The 17,009-nt window shown below is 69.9% G+C and carries 13 protein-coding genes; 7 read left to right on the forward strand and 6 right to left on the reverse strand.

All coding sequences use genetic code 11. From position 1 onward, the window contains the following. The first annotated feature begins 42 nt into the window (after positions 1-42). Both FOH10_RS24370 and FOH10_RS24375 read left to right on the forward strand, forming a co-directional pair. A complete protein-coding gene (locus FOH10_RS24370) occupies positions 43-6,384 on the forward strand; it encodes a type I polyketide synthase (protein WP_143982478.1) in 6,342 nt (2,113 codons plus the stop codon). Then, the gene (locus FOH10_RS24375) at positions 6,381-7,748 is read left to right on the forward strand and encodes an aminotransferase class I/II-fold pyridoxal phosphate-dependent enzyme (protein ID WP_143982479.1); all 1,368 of its coding nucleotides are present in this window, start codon (positions 6,381-6,383) and stop codon (positions 7,746-7,748) included. Before FOH10_RS24370 ends, FOH10_RS24375 begins: the two co-directional genes overlap by 4 nt. A 6-nt stretch (positions 7,749-7,754) precedes the next feature. Here FOH10_RS24375 and FOH10_RS24380 read toward each other — a convergent pair whose 3' ends face one another. After that, positions 7,755-8,744, reverse strand: a complete 990-nt coding sequence (locus FOH10_RS24380; protein ID WP_244961359.1) for a polysaccharide deacetylase family protein — start codon at positions 8,742-8,744, stop codon at positions 7,755-7,757. A gap of 106 nt (positions 8,745-8,850) precedes the next feature. On the opposite strand from FOH10_RS24380, the gene FOH10_RS24385 reads away from it, so the two are divergent. Next, positions 8,851-10,458, forward strand: coding sequence for a putative glycoside hydrolase (locus tag FOH10_RS24385; RefSeq protein WP_244961360.1), 1,608 nt, complete (start codon positions 8,851-8,853; stop codon positions 10,456-10,458). 21 nt (positions 10,459-10,479) lie between these two features. Here the strand turns inward: FOH10_RS24385 and FOH10_RS24390 are convergent, their stop codons facing one another. Beyond that, positions 10,480-11,334, reverse strand: coding sequence for a 3-hydroxyacyl-CoA dehydrogenase (locus tag FOH10_RS24390; RefSeq protein WP_143982480.1), 855 nt, complete (start codon positions 11,332-11,334; stop codon positions 10,480-10,482). Further along, positions 11,331-11,936 (reverse strand): TetR/AcrR family transcriptional regulator, encoded by a 606-nt coding sequence (locus FOH10_RS24395; protein ID WP_143982481.1) that lies wholly within the window; start codon positions 11,934-11,936, stop codon positions 11,331-11,333. The genes FOH10_RS24390 and FOH10_RS24395 overlap by 4 nt, the downstream gene beginning before the upstream one ends. 235 nt (positions 11,937-12,171) lie before the next feature. Between FOH10_RS24395 and FOH10_RS24400 the strand changes: the two genes are divergently transcribed. Together FOH10_RS24400 and FOH10_RS24405 are read left to right on the forward strand one after the other, a co-directional pair. Beyond that, entirely contained in the window at positions 12,172-12,558 is a 387-nt protein-coding gene (locus tag FOH10_RS24400; protein ID WP_143982482.1) for a VOC family protein, read from the forward strand. 15 nt (positions 12,559-12,573) lie between these two features. After that, positions 12,574-13,140, forward strand: a complete 567-nt coding sequence (locus FOH10_RS24405) for a PadR family transcriptional regulator (protein ID WP_143982483.1) — start codon at positions 12,574-12,576, stop codon at positions 13,138-13,140. Between the two features lies 1 nt (position 13,141). On the opposite strand, the gene FOH10_RS24410 is transcribed toward FOH10_RS24405, so the two are convergent. The 3 genes from FOH10_RS24410 to FOH10_RS24420 form a co-directional block, all read right to left on the reverse strand. After that, positions 13,142-13,645, reverse strand: a complete 504-nt coding sequence (locus FOH10_RS24410; RefSeq protein WP_143982484.1) for a hypothetical protein — start codon at positions 13,643-13,645, stop codon at positions 13,142-13,144. A gap of 87 nt (positions 13,646-13,732) precedes the next feature. Continuing rightward, positions 13,733-14,209, reverse strand: a complete 477-nt coding sequence (locus tag FOH10_RS24415; protein ID WP_029926631.1) for a YiiD C-terminal domain-containing protein — start codon at positions 14,207-14,209, stop codon at positions 13,733-13,735. 35 nt (positions 14,210-14,244) lie between these two features. Continuing rightward, on the reverse strand, positions 14,245-15,093 hold the full coding sequence (locus FOH10_RS24420) for an SGNH/GDSL hydrolase family protein (RefSeq protein ID WP_143982485.1): 849 nt from the start codon (positions 15,091-15,093) through the stop codon (positions 14,245-14,247). A gap of 205 nt (positions 15,094-15,298) precedes the next feature. Between FOH10_RS24420 and FOH10_RS24425 the strand changes: the two genes are divergently transcribed. Beyond that, complete coding sequence (locus tag FOH10_RS24425; RefSeq protein WP_143982486.1) at positions 15,299-16,339, forward strand: poly(ethylene terephthalate) hydrolase family protein; 1,041 nt, start codon at positions 15,299-15,301, stop codon at positions 16,337-16,339. A gap of 57 nt (positions 16,340-16,396) precedes the next feature. Then, on the forward strand, positions 16,397-16,993 hold the full coding sequence (locus FOH10_RS24430) for a TetR/AcrR family transcriptional regulator (protein ID WP_244961361.1): 597 nt from the start codon (positions 16,397-16,399) through the stop codon (positions 16,991-16,993). The last annotated feature ends 16 nt before the right edge of the window (positions 16,994-17,009 follow it).

The raw sequence follows: 17,009 nt of genomic DNA on the forward strand, positions 1-17,009 counted from the left end.
ATATCAGCAGGTCCATTCTCCAGTTTCGCCGAGGAGCTCGTCGTGTCGGACATCGCCATTGTCGGAATCGGCTGCCGTTATGCCGGTGGCATCGATTCACCGGAATCGTTCTGGGACTTCCTGGTCCGCAAGGGCGACGGGGTGGTCGACATCCCGGAATCACGCTGGGACTATCGCCGCTACTACGATCCGGACAAACGCACTCCGGGCCGGATGTACACCCGGCGCGCCGCGTTCATGACCGGTGACCCCTGGGAATTCGATCCCGACTTCTTCGGCATCTCGCCGCGCGAGGCCGCGGCCATGGATCCACAGCAGCGCCTCGTACTCGAGGTGGCCTGGGAGGCGCTCGACGACGCCGGAATGGCGGGCCGCATCACCGGCGCGCCCGTCGGCGTGTACCTCGGCGCGTTCACCCTGGACCAACTCGCGGTGTCCACCACCAACGCCGCGCTGCCGTACGTGGACATGCATACCGCGGTGGGCGCGTCCTACACCATGCTGTCGAACCGCATCGCCTACGCGCTCGACCTGGTCGGCCCGGCGCTGACCGTCGACACCGCCTGCTCGTCCTCCCTGGTCGCGCTGCACCTGGCCTGCCAGGCCCTGGACAGCGGCGACTGCACGGTGGCGCTGGCCGGTGGCGTCACCATGCTGCTCGGCCCGGAACCCTTCGTCTCCATGTGCAAGGGCGGGTTCCTCGCCGCCGACGGGCGCAGCAAGCCCTTCGACGCCGCCGCCGACGGGTACGGCCGCGGTGAGGGCTCGGGCATGGTGGTGCTCAAGAAGCTCGCCGACGCCGAGCGCGACGGCGACCGGGTGTACGCCGTCATCAAGGCGACCGGCTCCAATCAGGACGGCCGCACCACCGCCATCACGGTGCCCAATGCCGATCTCCAGGAAGAACTGGCCAAGACGGTGACCCGGCGGGCCGGTATCGAGCCGCACCAGGTCACCTATGTGGAGGCGCACGGCACCGGCACTCCGGTGGGTGACCCGCTGGAACTGCGGGCCATCGGCAATGCCTACGGGCGGGTGCCGGGCCGCACCGCTCCCCTGGGCGTGGGTTCGGTGAAGGCGCAGCTCGGGCACACCGAGGCGGCGTCCGGCATCGCCAGCATCATCAAATCCGCGCTGGCCGTCGCCAACCGCACCATCGCCCCGCAGGGCTGGCTGAACGAGCCGAATCCGGATATCCCGTTCGACGAACTGGGAATCCGGCTCCAGCTGGAAGCCGAGCCGGTCGGTCCGGAGGTCGAGCGAATGACCGTGGCCGTCAACGGTTTCGGCTACGGCGGCACCAACGCACACGCCATCCTGCAGGAGTACGTGCCGACCGCGAACACCGCGCGTGCTCCGAAACACTATGGGGTACTGCCGATCTCATCGCGCAGCGAGCAGGCCGCCCGCGAACTGGCCGAGGGCTTCGCCCAGCTCATCGCCGAGGGCGCGGACCCGGCCCGGCTGGCCGAGGCGGCCTGGACCCGGCGGCGGCATCACCCCTACCGCACCGCCCTGACCTTCGGCGACGACACCGAACTGGTGCGCGCCCTGGTCGATTTCGCGCACGGCTCCGGCCGCGGCGCGACCAAGACGGTGGCCCGCAAGCATCCGGAACCGGTCTTCGTCTTCACCGGCATGGGGCCACAGTGGTGGGGCATGGGCCGGGAACTGCTCGAGACCGACGGCGTCTTCGCCGCCGAGGCGAAGCGCATCGACGCGGTGTTCACCGAGATCGCCGGATGGTCGATCATCGAGGAGCTGCTGCGCCCGGAGGAGGAATCCAAGGTCACCACGACCGCGGTCGCGCAGCCCGCCAACTTCCTGGTGCAGGTGTCGCTGTTCGCCATGCTGGCGGAGTTGGGCGTGCGTCCGGCCGCGGTGGTCGGGCACAGCGTCGGTGAGGTGTCGGCCGCCTACGTCACCGGCATGCTGTCACTGCGCGGCGCCCTCCTGGTCAGCTACCACCGGGCCCGCTTGCAGGCCACCACCGCGGGATCGGGCGGCATGCTGGCCGTCGGGCTCCCGCTCGCCGCCGCCCGGGAACTCATCGACGGTGACGAGCTGGTGGATGTGGCCGCCGTCAACAGTCCGAGCGCGGTGACGCTGGCCGGGGCCGAGGCGCGCCTCGACGAGATCGCCGAAACCCTCACCGAGCAGGGCACTTTCGCCAAGCGGCTGCATGTCGAGGTGCCGTATCACAGCTACCTCATGGAGCCGATCCTCGACGAACTGCGCACGGCCCTGGCCGATCTCACCCTCGCCGAGCCGCGCATTCCGCTCTGGTCGACGGTCACCGGGGAACGGGTCACCGCGGGCGACTGGGATGCCGAGTACTGGTGTGCCAATGTCCGGCAGCCGGTGCGCTTCGCCGATGCCGTCACCGCACTGGTCGGGGCGGGCAGCCGGGTGTTCCTGGAGGTCGGACCGCATCCGGTGCTGGGCGCGAATATCCGCGAAATCCTCATCGTCGCGGGCGAATCCGGCACCACGGTGCCCACGCTCCATCGCAAGCAGTCCGATACCGAGAGCATCCGGCAGACCATCGCCGGGCTGTACACGGCCGGGGCCCTCGATATCGACGCGCTCTTCACCGAGACCGTGACCCCGCACGTGGACCTGCCGCGCTACCCGTGGCAGCGGACCCGGCTGCAGAACCTCAATCCCGTCTTCCAGCAGCGCCGCCACGGCACCCCTGACGGCTACCCGATGCTGGGCGATCCGGACCTGGACAACTCCACCACCTCGTGGCGTCTCCAGCTCAGCGTGGGCGCGATGCCGTGGCTGGCCGACCATGTCGTCGGCGAGGCGCGCATCCTGCCCGGCGCGGCCTACCTGGACGCCGCGCTGAGCGCGGTCGCGCTGCGCACCGAATCCACCCGGGTGGCGGTGGAGGAGGTGCGCTTCATCGCACCGCTGGTCATCGACGAGGGCGCGGCCCCGGTCGTGGAACTGCGGGTGGAGGAGTCCACCGGCCGGTTCACCATTCGCTCCCGGGATATGGCCGGGTCCCTCTGGACCACCCATGCCACCGGGCGGCTGATCCAGGGCGGCGTCTTCGAGTCCACCAAGGTGGAGCTGTCCGACGTCGACGATATGTATGCCCTGGACCCGACGGCGTTCTACGACGGGCTGGCGGCGCGCGGACTCCGGTACGGTCCGACCTTTCGCCGCGCCACCGCCGTCCGCGTCTCCGGTTCGACCGTGGTCGCCACCCTGGACGGTTCGGTGGCCCGAGACTCCGGCCACCTCGCCCACCCGTGCGTGGTGGACGCCGCGCTGCAGAGCGTGGCGGCGCTGCTGGCGGGCACCGGCGGCGCGGACGACGGCGCCATGGTGCCGGTGGCCGTGGACGGGGTGCGAGCCTTCGAGACCATTCCGGACGAGGTGACGGTGGTGGCCCGGCTCGACACCACCGGCGCGCCCGTCGCCGATATCGATCTGCTGGACGCGGAACAGAATGTGGTCCTGCAGATCGTCGGCATGCGCTTCGGTTCCATCGCCCCGGGACGCGGTGCGCTGCAACGGATGACCGACATCTTCTTCGAGGACCGCTGGGAGCTGCGGGATCCGGTGGACCGCGCTGCGCTGCCGTCGCCGGAGGGCGCTTTCACCCTCGTCGTCGAGCTCGGCCCCGAGGTGAGCGATCGCGCCACCGCCGTGGCCGCGACCGCGCCGCGCTCCGAACTGTTCGCGACCGGCGATCCGAACCGCGTCGACCTGGAAGACGCTGTCCTGGAACGGCTTCGGACCGCGATCGCCGCCGAGGGTGTCGAACGCCTGCACGTGGCCGTGGTGGCGGGCAGCGCGTACGCGGATCTCGACGCCCTGTGGACGCTGCGCCGCCTGGCGGTCACCATCGAGGGCTTCCTCGAGGTGTGGCTGGAACAGCGCGGCGACGAGATGCCCATGACCGGTGACGGTTCCATCCACGTCAGCCTGATCACCGAACGCGCCTACGCCCATCCGGACGAGGACGCCGCGCCGAACCCGTCTCAGGCCGCGCTCGCCGGTGCCCGCCGCGTCCTGCTCAACGAGCAGCCGCGACTGCGCTGGCGGCTGGTGGACGTCGAACCCGAGGTCTCCACCGCCGATCTGGCGGCGGAACTGGCGGTTCCCGGTGCGTTCGGCTACGACAACGCCGACGAGGTGATGCTGCGCAACGGCCTGCGCTGGGTGACGGTCGTGGCCGCCACGCTGCCGGAACGGCTCGACAAGCTGGACGAGGCGGTGCCGCTCACCGATCCGGAGGCGAATTTCACGCTGGAACTGCCCAAGTCGCGGGTGCTCTCGCGGCTCGGCTGGCGGCGCTGCGGGCGGCGGGAACCCGGACCGGGCGAGGTGGAGGTGCGGATCAGCGCCATCGGCCTCAACTACAAGGATCCGCTCAAGGTGATCGGCGTGCTCACCGAACAGGATATGGCGGAGACCTTCTTCGGCACCCTGCCCGGCATGGAGGGCGACGGTGTGGTGGTACGGGTCGGACCCGAAGTGGACGATCTGGCCGTCGGCGACGCCGTGACGCTGACCTCCAAGGGCATGATCAGCCGCTACCACACCGCACCCCGCGATCTGATCATCAAGTACGACACCGACGCGGAACCCGGATCGTGCACCAGCGGAACGGCTTTCGCCACCGCCGACTACGCGCTACTGGAACTGGCGCGGGTGCGCGCGGGCGATGTGGTGCTGGTGCACGGCGCGGCGGGCGGCGTCGGCTCGGCGGCCGTGCAGATCGCGAAACTGCACGGCGCGACCGTGATCGGCACCGCGAGCACCGACGAGCGGCGCGCCTACGTACTCGACCAGGGTGCGGATCATGTGCTGAACTCCCGCTCGCTGAACTTCGCCGACGACGTGCTCGGACTCACCGACGGTCGCGGCGCCGACGTGGTGATCAGCACCGCCCCCGGGGAGATCCTGCGCCGGAACTTCAAGGCGGTGGCCGAATTCGGCCGCATCGTGGAGATCGGCAAGGCCGATATCTACGGCGGCGGCGTGCTCGATATGCGACTGTTCGACAAGAACGTCTCCTATCACTCCTTCGATCTGGACCGCATGCTGGCCAAGCGTCGCGCCGAGACCATGCGCGTGATCGGCCGGGTCAACGAACATCTCGCTGCCCAGCGCTACCGACGGCTGCCGTTCGAGCTGTACGGCACCAATGACGTGACCAAGGCGTTCGAGGATGTGGCCCGCTCCACCCGGATGGGCCGGATCGCGCTCAGCCTCGACGACCCGGCCCCGCTGGTGCGCCCCGACACCCGACCGGTGACCGTCGATCCGGCGGCTCGCTACCTCATCACCGGCGGTTTCGGCGCGTTCGGCCTGGCGGTCGGGCGCTGGCTGGTCGGTCGCGGCGCACGCCACCTCACCCTGCTCGGGCGCGGTGGTGCGCGCACCGACGCCAGCCGCGCCCAGCTCGCCGCCTGGCGGGAGCAGGGCGTCGAGATCGTCACCGAGCAGGTGGATGTCACCGACGCCGCAGCGATGGCGGCGGTCCTCGCGCGGGCGCACGACGCCGACCATCCGCTGCGCGGTGTCTTCCACACCGCGGGCGTGGTGGACGACAAGCGCGTCTCGGTCATGGACCGCGACAGCCTGGCCGCGGTGTACCGGCCGAAGATCGAGGGCGTGCACGCGCTGCGCCACGGCATCGCCGCCGTCGGGGCGGAACTGGATATGTTCGTGCTGTTCTCCTCGGGCAGCGCCATTTTCGCGGGCACCGGGCAGTACTCCTACACGGCCGCGAATATCGCCCTGCAATCGGTCGCGGACGTGGTGGCGCGCGGGGGCGGCGAGGTGCTGGCGGTCGGCTGGGGCCACATGTCCGGCGGCGGCATGGCCGAGGCGGACGAGAACGTGGCACGCTACCTGCGCACCACCGGGTTCGACGCCATCGATATGGATGAGGGCACCGAATTCCTGGAGAAGGCATTGGAACTCGACATCCACCACCAGGTGGCCATCATTCCGGTGGACTGGCGCACGGTCGGCAGCACCGCGCCGATCTTCGGCATGACCGGCCGGGTGGCGGCGCTCATCGCCGCGGCGGCCGAGGACGATTCCGCCGCCTCGCATCTGGTCGCGACACTGCGCGAACTCGACGAGGCACAGCGCGGGGATGTGGTCGCCCACATGTTGGCCGAGCAGTTGGCCGCGGTCATGGGAGTGGACGCCGACTCGATCGACATCCACATCCCGGTGCCGGAACTCGGCCTCGATTCGCTCATGGCGGTCGAATTCGGCGCACTGGTCGGCAAATCCGTGGGCGTGGATCTCATGTCGCTGAAGGTGGGCCGGTCGTTCACGCTGGCACAGGCCGGAGCGCGGGCCGCGGAAGTACTGGTCGGCGGCGAGCAGGCCGGAAAGGAAGCAGCATGAGCGAATCGGCACGTGAGTTGGCGCGGAAACTACTCGCCGACAAGCGCGTCCACAGCGAACCCGCCGCCCGGACCGTGACCGCGCGACCGGCGGCCGCCGCACCGGCACGCGCCCCGCGCGGGCCGGGCCGACAGTTCGCCGATCACCCGGAGGTGGCGGCGACCGTTCAGAAGCAGGCGGCGATCAAGGCCATCAGTGCGCAGTCGGGCCTGACCAACCCGCTGTTCCTGCCGCGCGAGAGCCCGAACGACACGGTGATCCGGGCGGCGGATCGGGAGCTGGTGAACTTCAGCGCCTACAACTATCTGGGCCTGTCCAGCCATCCGCGGGTGGTGGCGGCGGCCAAGGGCGCACTGGATCGATACGGCGCGTCGGCCTCGGCCAGCCGTATCGTCTCCGGTGAGATCCCGCTCTACGGCGACCTGGAGCGACGCCTCGCCGACCTGTACGACCAGGGCGATGCCATGGTCACCACCAGCGGTTACCTCACCAACGCCGGGGTCATCGGCTTCCTGCTGCGGGAGGGCGATGTGGCGGTCTGCGACTCGCTCATTCACGGCAGCGTGGTCTCGGGAACGCAGTGGGCCGGATGTCGGCGGGTCAACTTCCGGCACAACGACCCGGATTCGCTGCGATCGGTGCTCAAGATGTCGCGCGGCGGCTTCGACCGGGCGCTGGTGGTGCTGGAAGGCCACTACAGCATGGACGGCACCATCGGCCGGGTGGCCGAACTGGCGGCCGTCGCGCGGGAATTCGACTGCGCGGTCATGGTGGACGAGGCCCATTCGCTCGGCGTGCTCGGTCCGCGCGGGCTCGGCATTCGCGAGCACTACGCCATGGCCGGGACTGACGTCGACATCTGGATGGGCACCCTGTCCAAGGCTCTGGGCAGCTGCGGCGGGTTCGTGGCCGCCGACGCCGATCTGATCGGGGCCATGAAGGCGAGCGCGCCGGGCGTGGCCATGCTCACCGGCGGTCCCGCGCCGTCCACCATCGCCGCCGCGGCGGCGGGCCTGGACCTGCTCGAGGCGGAACCGGAGCGGGTGCGACGACTGTGGAGCAATACCCGGACCTTCAACGACGCGCTCCGCGCGCACGGCCTGAATCTCGGTGATTCCCAGGGAACTCCGATCGTGCCCGTCATCGTGCCCGGTGAGCTCCGGGCCGGATTCGTCTCCGCCACCCTGCTGGAACGGGGCGTGTACGCCGGAGCCATCTCGGCTCCGGCGGTACCGGCGGGCAAGGAGCGGCTGCGGTTCTTCATCACCTCCGAGCACACCGGCGAACAGCTGCGCTCAACGGCCGACCTGCTCGCCGAGGTGGTGGAGCTGGCGGATCGGATTCCGGAGCTGTCGGCGGTCTGACGGCGGTCAGTACGGATTGGCCCGGTCCGCCCAGCGGGCCGCCAGGTCACCGGACAGCTGACGCGGGAAGGAGATCCGCGCCGGATCGCCGTCGGAGGTGTAGCGCTGCTCGGCCAGCCGGTCCAGCCAGTAGGCGGAATCGAACGGCACCGTGTCGCGGCCCGACCGGATGCGCGGCACGCCGGCCGGATCGACCGGGCCGTACGGCGACGGCGCGGGGTTGGAGCCCACCAGCATGACGGCCTCGAACGCGTAGGAGGTGCCGTCCCAGCCGCCGGTCGCGGCCAGGGTCCGGTCACCGGGAAAGATGCCCAGCGGCAGGGCCATGGCACGCACCGGCTGGTCCGGCACCGCCGCGGCGATGGCGCGAACGTTCTCCACCAGCTCCCGCTGCACGCCCGCCGCGTCGAGACTCGCGAGGTTGGCGTGCGAGGCGGTGTGCGCGCCGATCTCGTAGCCGTGCGCGGCCAGCCAGGGCAGCGCCCGCTCCTCCCCGGCGAAGGGGTCGTTGTTCACGAAGAAGGTGGCGGTGGGGGCGAAATCGGGGTAGCGGGACCGGAATTCCTCCAGGATCCCCACGGCGCTGTCGGGTGTGGGGGCGCCGTCGGCGGTGAAGGCGAGCTGGCTGGTGGTGGAATCGTCGAAGGTCAGCACCACCGGATGGGTGCCCGCGGGAATGTCGATCGTCCCGGAGATGTAGTCGGACACCGTGATCGGGCGGTAGTCCTCCCGGTACAGCCGCTCCAGCTCGGCGCGGAACTCCTCCGGCGTCTGGTCGTATTCGCCCGCGGGTGCGGGCGACAGCTGGTGATACATGAGCACCGGGACGAGCCCTAACTCGTTCGCGCCGACCGCCGCCGGATCGGGGGCGACCGTGGTGGTCGGGGCCGCCGTCTCGGCCCGGGGTGTGGGCTCACTGTCCTCCGGCGCCGCGCAGGCGGCGAGGGCGAGGCCCACCGCGGCCAGGCGCGCCAACATCAGCGTCTTTCCGCGCATCTCACCAACTCTAGTGTCAGGCAATCGATTTGGTACCAGAGTTGTGAAGATGGCATGACGGACGGCCTTCCCGGTAGAGACTGGGGAGGCAGTCGAACGAGAGTGGGTGTACGGGTTGTTGAGGCGGATTCCGCGTGCTGGACGGATGCGGGCGGCGGTGGTGGTCGCGATCGCGGTGGTGATGATCGTGGTCATCGCGCTGACGGCGGGGGCGCTGCGCGGTGACCCGGAGGGGATGGCGCTCAACGGACTTCCCGACGGGGTCGTGAACGCCGCCGCGCTGCGGGAGCTGGCGCTGGTGGTGGACGCCAGCGGTCACGACGCCGAGGCGGTGCGGCTCGAACTCGACGGGAAGGCGGTCACCGGCGAGGTGTCCGGTGACACCGTGGTGTTCCGGCCGGGTGAGCTCGCCGACGGTCCGCACACCCTCACCGCGGAGATTCCGCCGGGCGGACCGTTCGGCGCGCTGCGCACCGGCCCGGGCACGACCGGCACCTTCACCGTCGATGCGCGACCGCCGTCGCTCGAGGTCAGCCAGCCGGAGACGGTCGGGTCCTACCGCGAACCGGTGACCCTGAGCGGCACGGTCTCCGGCGCGGACAGCCTCACCCTGGACGGGCGGCCGGTCGAGGTGGCCGACGACGGCACCTTCGAACTCACGCTGCCCAACGCCCCGGTCGGCGCGGCACTGGTGGCCGCGGACGCGGCGGGCAACGAGACCAGGCAGCCCATCACCACCCGGGTGGAGGTGCCGCGGATTCGCGCGGTGCACGTGACCGCGCACGCCTGGTCGCACGACGGTTTGCGGGAGGCGGTGCTGGATCTGGCGCGCGAGGGCCGGATCGACACCGTGCAGCTCGACATCAAGGACGAGGACGGGGTCGTCGGCTACGACTCCCAGGTGCCGCTGGCCCGCGAGTCGGGTGCGGCCACCACCATCTACGACGCTCCGACCGCGCTGCGGACGCTGCACGACATGGGGTTGCGGGTGGTCGGCCGGATCGTGGCCTTCCGCGACCCGACCATGGCGGAGTGGGCCTGGCACAACGGCCGCCGCGACTGGGTGATCCAGAACGGCGGCGGCGCGCCGTATTCCAGCCACTACGGGGCCATCGCGTTCACGAACTTCGCCCACCCCGAGATTCGCAGGTACAACATCGATCTGGCGGTGGAAGCCGCGCGGCTCGGCTTCGACGAGGTGATGTACGACTACGTCCGTCGCCCCGACGGGTCGCTGTCCAGCATGGCCTTCCCGGGCCTGACGGAGAACGCCAGCGTCTCCATCGCCGAATTCCTGCGCGAGAGCCGCACTCCGGTGCGCGACGCGGGTGCGTACCAGAGTGCCGCGGTCTTCGGCATCGCCTCCACCCGCCCCGATCAGATCGCCCAGGACATCCGGCTCATGGCGCCGCACGTGGACTACGTCGCGCCCATGCTCTATCCCTCGCACTGGAATCCGGGCGAGTACGGCGTGGCCAATCCCAACGCCCAGCCCTACGACATCATCTTCCGCTCCCTGGAGGACTTCCACCGCCAGGTGGAGGGCACCAATGCCAAGGTGATCCCGTGGCTGCAGGACTTCAGCCTCGGCGTCACCTACGGCGATGCCGAGGTCCGCGCCCAGATCGAGGCCACCGCGGCCCGCGGCATCGACAGCTTCTTCCTGTGGAACGCCGCCTCCCGCTATCACGGCGGCGCGATGGACCCGAGCTGATCGGGTCCGGGCCGAGCGGCGTCAGTACTTGTAGAAGCCCTCGCCGGTGGCGATGCCGAGCTTGCCCTTGTCGATGTAGTTGTCCTTCAGCCACTTCGCCAGCTGCCGGCCGTTCTCGTCGCCATTGGCGAGGATGTTGTAGGGGGTGGTGAGGCCGATGACGTCGAGGATCTGGAAGGGGCCCATGGGGGCGCCGGTGGCGATGCGCCAGGTCTTGTCCACGGCCTCGGGTTCGGCGTATCCGCCTGCGGCGAGGGCCATTCCGGAGTTGAGGAAGGGCACCAGCAGGGAGTTGAGGACGTAACCGGCCTTCTCCTTGTGCAATTCGATCGGGACCATGCCGATGGCCGCGGCGAAGTCGACGACCGCCTGGAAGACCGCCGGATCGGTGTCGGTGGTGCCCATGACCTCGCCGGTGTTGAACTTCCACACCTGGTTGGCGAAGTGCAGGGCGAGGAACTTGTCCGGCCGCCCGGTGAAGTCCTTCATGGCGCTGGGCAGCAGGGTGGAGGAGTTGGTGGCGAAGATGGTGCGTTCCGGCGCGAGCTTGCCCAGTTTCTCGTAGGTCTCCTGTTTGATGGACAGCACCTCCGGCACCGCCTCGATCACCAGATCGGCGTCGCGCACCGCATCGCCCAGATCCGAGGTGAGCGTGATGGATTCGGCGGTCTGCTCCGCCTTGCCGTCACCGCCGCCCTGCACATCGGAGCGGTAGATGCCCGCCAGTTTGGCGAACCGTTCGCGCGCCGCGTCCAGCGCCTCACCGTCGATGTCGTAGGCGGTGACGTCGAATCCGCTGAATGCCGTCTGGAAGGCGATCTGCGAACCCAGCACTCCGGTCCCCAGCACGGTGACCTTGCGAATCTCGATGCTCATTGTTCTCCTTTCCGCGCCAGGAATCCGGCGACGATCTGTGCGATCTGCCCCCGCAGGTCCGCGGCGGCGTCATGGCCCGCATGGGCGCCCGTCGAGGGCTGGGCGAGCGCGAGATGCAGGACGGCGAACACACTGCGTCCGGCCAGCTCGGCCCGCTCGTGCAGGTCCGGCGGCTCGACCCCGCGCGATCGGGCCGATGCCGCGAGTATGTCCGCGATGGTGGATTCGAGCCGCTGCACGAGGGCGAGCCCCTCGGCGCGGTACTGCTCGGTGGGCGGCCCGAACAGCAGTTCCCGCTGATAGGCAATGGTGTTCTCGACCCGGCGGGCAGCGAGGTCGAGCACCGGGCGGACCAGCGCGGTAATCGCCGCCCCGGGGTCGGTCCGCTCGCGCGCCACCCGCTCCCCGGCGTCCAGTGCCGCCCGGAACTCCTCGTTGTAGACCATGAGCAGCAGCTCACCCTTGGATGCCGCATACCGGAACAGCGTCCCGGCGGCAATATCCGCGCGATCGGAGATCTGCTGTGTGGTCACCCGCTCGAATCCGTATTCGGCGAAGAGATGCGCGGCCGCCTCGAAGATGCGGCCCTGCTTGTCCAGCATCTTCCGAACCCGCCGCCCGCCCCGCACGTCCCGAGGCGAATGAACCATGTGCACCTCCCGGTCCATCAGTGAGCACACTCATTAATGAGCGTACTCGCAGCAACCGATTGCGCAACCCCTCCCAGCTTGCCCCCGCGAGCGGGCCTCGTCTAGATCCGATCTCCCCGCGCCATGGACAGCTAGCCAAATTTGGCTAGAATGGCACTAGCCAAATTTGGCTAATAAGGAGGTAGTGATGTCCGCCGTAACCCCCTACGTCATGGTCGACGACGCCCAGATCTTCCGCGAGTTCCTGGAACGCGCATTCGACGCCGAGATCGCTCAACTCATCCCCCTGGAAACGGATCCACGGCGAGTGATCCACGCGGAGGCGCGAATCGGCGACGCAGCGGTGTACTTCGCCGACTCGGGACCGGACGGAGGCCGCTGTCTGCGATCGCCCGCCGATCCCGTGCACGTACAGCTCTGGGCGACCGTCCCGGATGCCGATGAGACCTTCGAGCGGGCGGTTTCCGTCGGCGCACGAGCCGCACGGGAGGTCGAGGTGGCAGCGGATGGCAGCCGCTCGGGCGGATTCGTCGACCCGTTCGGCACACTGTGGTGGGTAACCTCACCCGCCTGACCGAGAAGGAGACGTGTGTCCGCGGTTCGGTTGCTCGTGCTGGGCGCGGTGCGCCGCCGCGGGCGCACGCACGGATATCAGGTCCGTGCCGATCTGGAGTCCTGGGGGGCGCACGAATGGGCCCGCGCCACTTCGGGTTCGGTGTACCACGCGCTGAAAGCGCTGACCAGGAACGGGCTACTGGTCGTCCACGACAGCACGCCCAGCGCCGCCGGCGGGCCACCCCGCGTGGAGTACGAGATCACCGAGGCGGGCGACGCGGAATACCTGGCGTCCCTGCGCACGGCGTTGGCACACCGCGACCCGCGTCTCGATGTGCTGGCCGCCGCCGTGGGCCTGATCGAGGACCTGCCGCGCGCGGAGGCGATCGGGTTGCTCCGAGACCGCGCGACGGAATTGGCGCGGTGGCGCGCCAGCATCACCACCGAGCTGCCGTCGGGTACCGATCTGGACACGTGGGGCCCGGTGGGTGCGGTGGTCGGACTCTGGCTCGATACCGCCGACAGCCGGACGGCCTGGACCAACGGTCTCATCGAACGCCTCGAGAGCGGCGCCTTCCGTATGGCGGACGAGTCGGTCTGATTCAGGCGTCGTCGTCGGCTCCGGCCGCGGCCCAGGCGAATTCGAATTCGTCGCGGCTGATGGTGTGCCGCGCCAACTCCGGGTCGTAGAGGTCGACGGGCGGATGCGCGGGCCATTCGTCGGCGCCGGTGCGCAGTACGGTGCCGTCACCGGCGATGGCCACCTCGCGTAGTCGGTGGCCGTCGGGGCCCAGCTCCATGAGTGCGACGAACGCGCCCTCGCTCTGGCGCAGGTGCACGATGCCCCGACCGACCAGTGCGCCGAAGCCGGGCCGCGACCGCTGCGCCCGGCGTTGATCCCGCAGATCCCGCAGGCCCGGCGGCAAGTCGTCGGCGTCTACCGCGGTCTCGTCCAGGCGCAGATGCCGCGCCTGCTCCAGCAACTCCTCGTCCTCGATCACCTCGACCTCGGCGAAGGTCTCGAGGATCTCCCGGGGCGAACTCGCCCGCACCCACCACCAGGCCCGGCTGATTCCGTAATCGTGCAGCACCAGAAACCGATCCATGCCCCCATCCTGGCGAACGAGTCGGCCGCAGGGCTACATTCCGCCCGAAAGGCCGGGCTGGCGTATCGGAGTCAGCCGGGCAACGTGCTACTTGCCGTGGGCGCGCAGCTGGTACAGGCCCTCGGTCTCGGCGACCAGCACACCGTCGGCGTCGGTGACGACCGCACGCAGCGTGAAGTCGGATTTGCCGTTGGCGGCGGCCTCGGCGGTGATGCGGGCGATCTCCTCCTCGCCGAGGGTGGCCTCGGCGCGCACATCGGTGCGGGCTGGCTTGCGGAAGGCGATCCGCAGATCCTTGACCAGGGGGTAGTACTCGGCGCTGTCGAAGCTGGCGATGGCGATCGCGCCGCCCAGGATCTCGGCGACGGTGAACAGCACCCCGGCGTAGATCGCGCCGAAGTGGTTGGCGTTGCCCTCGGCGGGCACGGTGGTGGCCGCGAAGCCGGGCCGTACTTCGAGGGCGCGCACTCCCATGCGGTGGGCGGCCGGAATGGTGAATTCCAGCGCGCCGTTGATCACATCTGCCAGCGGTGGGGTGGCGGTCCCGACTTCGTTGTCACTCATACCCGCAAGTATGAACTGATGGCAGGTGATGTCAATCAGAGGGGCAGAACTCCGGCAGCACGCACGGCCTCGACCACCCGGTCGGCCACGCCGCGCATGCCCTGCACCGTCGGGTGATAGGGCACCAGGGTCTCGGTGGCCAGCAGCGGATCGAACCAGCGCACCCCCGCGGGCGCGCAGGCGTCGCGGCCCGCCGAGGCGGCGACGGTGTCCACATAGAGCGCGCCGACGGCCGCGGCCTCGCGGGCCACCACCGCGTTGAGGCGTTCGAACTTGGATTGGATGTAGGCGGCGTCGGCCGGGGCCAGGCCGAGCGTCTCGGGGCAGCCGCCGTCGCGCAGATAGCGCGGCCAGCCGTCGACCACCAGCGCGGCATGCGGCGCGCGGCGGGTGATCTCACGCAGGGCGGCGGCATAGGGCGCGGCGATGGCGTCGATATCGGCATCCCAGCCGTCGGCGGTTCCGGCGCAGCCGCCGCGCGCCGCGGCCAGGTAGCAGTCCAGCAGATGGGCGGTGAACCGGGCGTCGTTCGCGCCGATGTGCAGGGTCACCAGGCGGGTGTTCGGACCAAGCGCGTCCAATTGCGGTGGCACACCGGCCGCTTGGGACTGCGTGAGATGCGGAATCCGGGCCGAGCTGCAGGTCCGGTCGTCCAGGCGCAGGCCGAGCTGCGCGGCCACCAGATGCGGGTAGTTGGTGGTGGAGCGTGCGCAGCTCAGGGGTGCTGAGGTATCGAAATTGACGATGCCGGTGGTGGCCGCGCCCGAATCGCCGAGGGCGACGTATTCGGCGCCGCCGTCGGCCGGGGCGGCCGTCGCGGTCGCCAGGGACAACACCGTCGCGGCGACACCCGCCAGTGCCGCGGTGATGGTTCTCGAACTCATCGAATCTCCTCCTCGGTCCGGCTCACATTCTGCGACCGGGTGACGCGCGTCCCAATGGGCGGGGCCACACCGGAGGCGGGCGCGGACTGTGTGGCCGAACAATGCGGGCGGCCCGGGGCCGCGGGAGGGTGGACGCACGCCGCGAGCGTGGCCGAGCGCCCCCGCATCGGCCACTCACGGCGAAGCGAGACGAGGAGGGGCCTCGATGGGGAGGACCGTGACGAGACGAAATCTGGCCACAGCGGGGCCGCGCGCGGTCGCGGTATCGGTCGTGGCGATCGTGGTGGCCATGCTGGGGATCGCCGGAACCGCGACGGCGCAGGAACCGACGCACCCGCCCGCGCCGACCGTCCAGAACCTGTTCAACACCCCCGGCCCGCATCCGGTGGCCACCACGGTGCGCATCGATCCGTGCCGGGAATCGGTGTGGGGCATGGTGCAGCAGCTCGCGGTCCAGGCGTTGGGCAATCGCGACGATCTCACCTGCACCCGGGCGTTTCCGAACGGGCTCGACTCGCCCGTCGGCGTGAACGTCTATCACCCGGCCGATATCGCCGCGTTGCCGCCCGTACCGCTGATCGTCCTGACGCCCGGCTACCACGCCAACCCGGGCATGTACGACGCCATGGCGCGGCAGTGGGCGAGTCACGGCTTCGTGGTCGTGATCCCCTACGAGTTCTTCAACTCCCTGATCCACGTCCCGGCACTGGGTGTGGCGGCGGCGGTGGTCGCGCACCGGGATCCGAATTCCCCGCTGCACAACCGTATCGACCTCGGCCGCACGGTTTTCGCCGGACATTCGGGCGGTGGCCAGGCGGCGTTGCAGGCGGGCGCACTGTTTCCCGGCGTCGCCGGGCTCGTCGATCCGGGGCTGCGGGTCGCCGGGGTGCTGGCCGTCCAACCCGGTCCACTGGCCATCGGGGCGTCGATCGGGGTGCCGACGCTGTTCCTCACCGGCTCCGACGATTTCGTGGTTCCCGATGGCGCGTGGGTGCGCTGGTGGCAGTACGACCTGACCGTGCACGCCCCGGCCTGGATCGCGAATGCTCGTGGAGTCAGCCATTTCTCGCCGGTGGACGGGCTCGCGCACTATCGTTCCGCCGGAGTGGCGGTGGCCTGGCTGCGCTATCTCGCGCTCGGGGACGAGACGGCGAAACGGTATTTCGTCGGACCCGAGTGGCTGCTGCCCGCCGACGACACGTTCGTCAGTGTGGAGCGCAACTCCCTGGCGAGCGCACTGCGCTGACTCGGGACCGTGACCACCGAGTTAGATACATGAGATACACGCCGTATCATTTTCTCGGTGAGTACTCGGCAGCAGCCCGTCCGCTCCCCCGGGCGTCCGGCCTCGGCCACCAAGGCGGAGGTCGTCGAACTCGCCCGGCGGGCCTTCCTGGCGGGCGAGCGGGTCGACGTCCAAGCCGTCGCCGCCGAACTGGGCCTGAGCCGGGCCTCGATCTACCGGTGGTTCGGCTCCCGGGACGGGCTCATGGGCGCGGTTCTGGCCGATGAGTTCGAAAGCCTGCTGCGGCTCGCCGACAGCCGCCGGAAAACCACAGGCGCACACCGCATCCTGGAAGCCCTGGACCGCACCAACCACTGGCTGGCCGCGAGCGCGCCGCTGCAGCGGTACCTGGACAACGAACGCCTGGTGGGCTTGAAGGTGCTGACCGCCAGCGACGGACCGGTGCAGCCCAAGGCCGTCGCCGCGGTGGAGGACCTCATCACCCGCACCGAGGACGAGGACGGCTACCACGCCATCCTGGACCGGCAGCTGCTCGCCTACACTCTCATCCGGCTGTTGGAAGCTTTCCTCTACAACGACACGGCGGCCGGTATCCGCGGCGACGTGGACCGGCTGCGGCAGGTGCAGGCCGCGCTGCTGGGCATCCCGGAGTAAGGCCCCCGGCGCGGTC

Source organism: Nocardia otitidiscaviarum, from assembly GCF_007362295.1.
In the GTDB taxonomy this organism is placed as follows: Bacteria; Actinomycetota; Actinomycetes; order Mycobacteriales; family Mycobacteriaceae; genus Nocardia; species Nocardia otitidiscaviarum.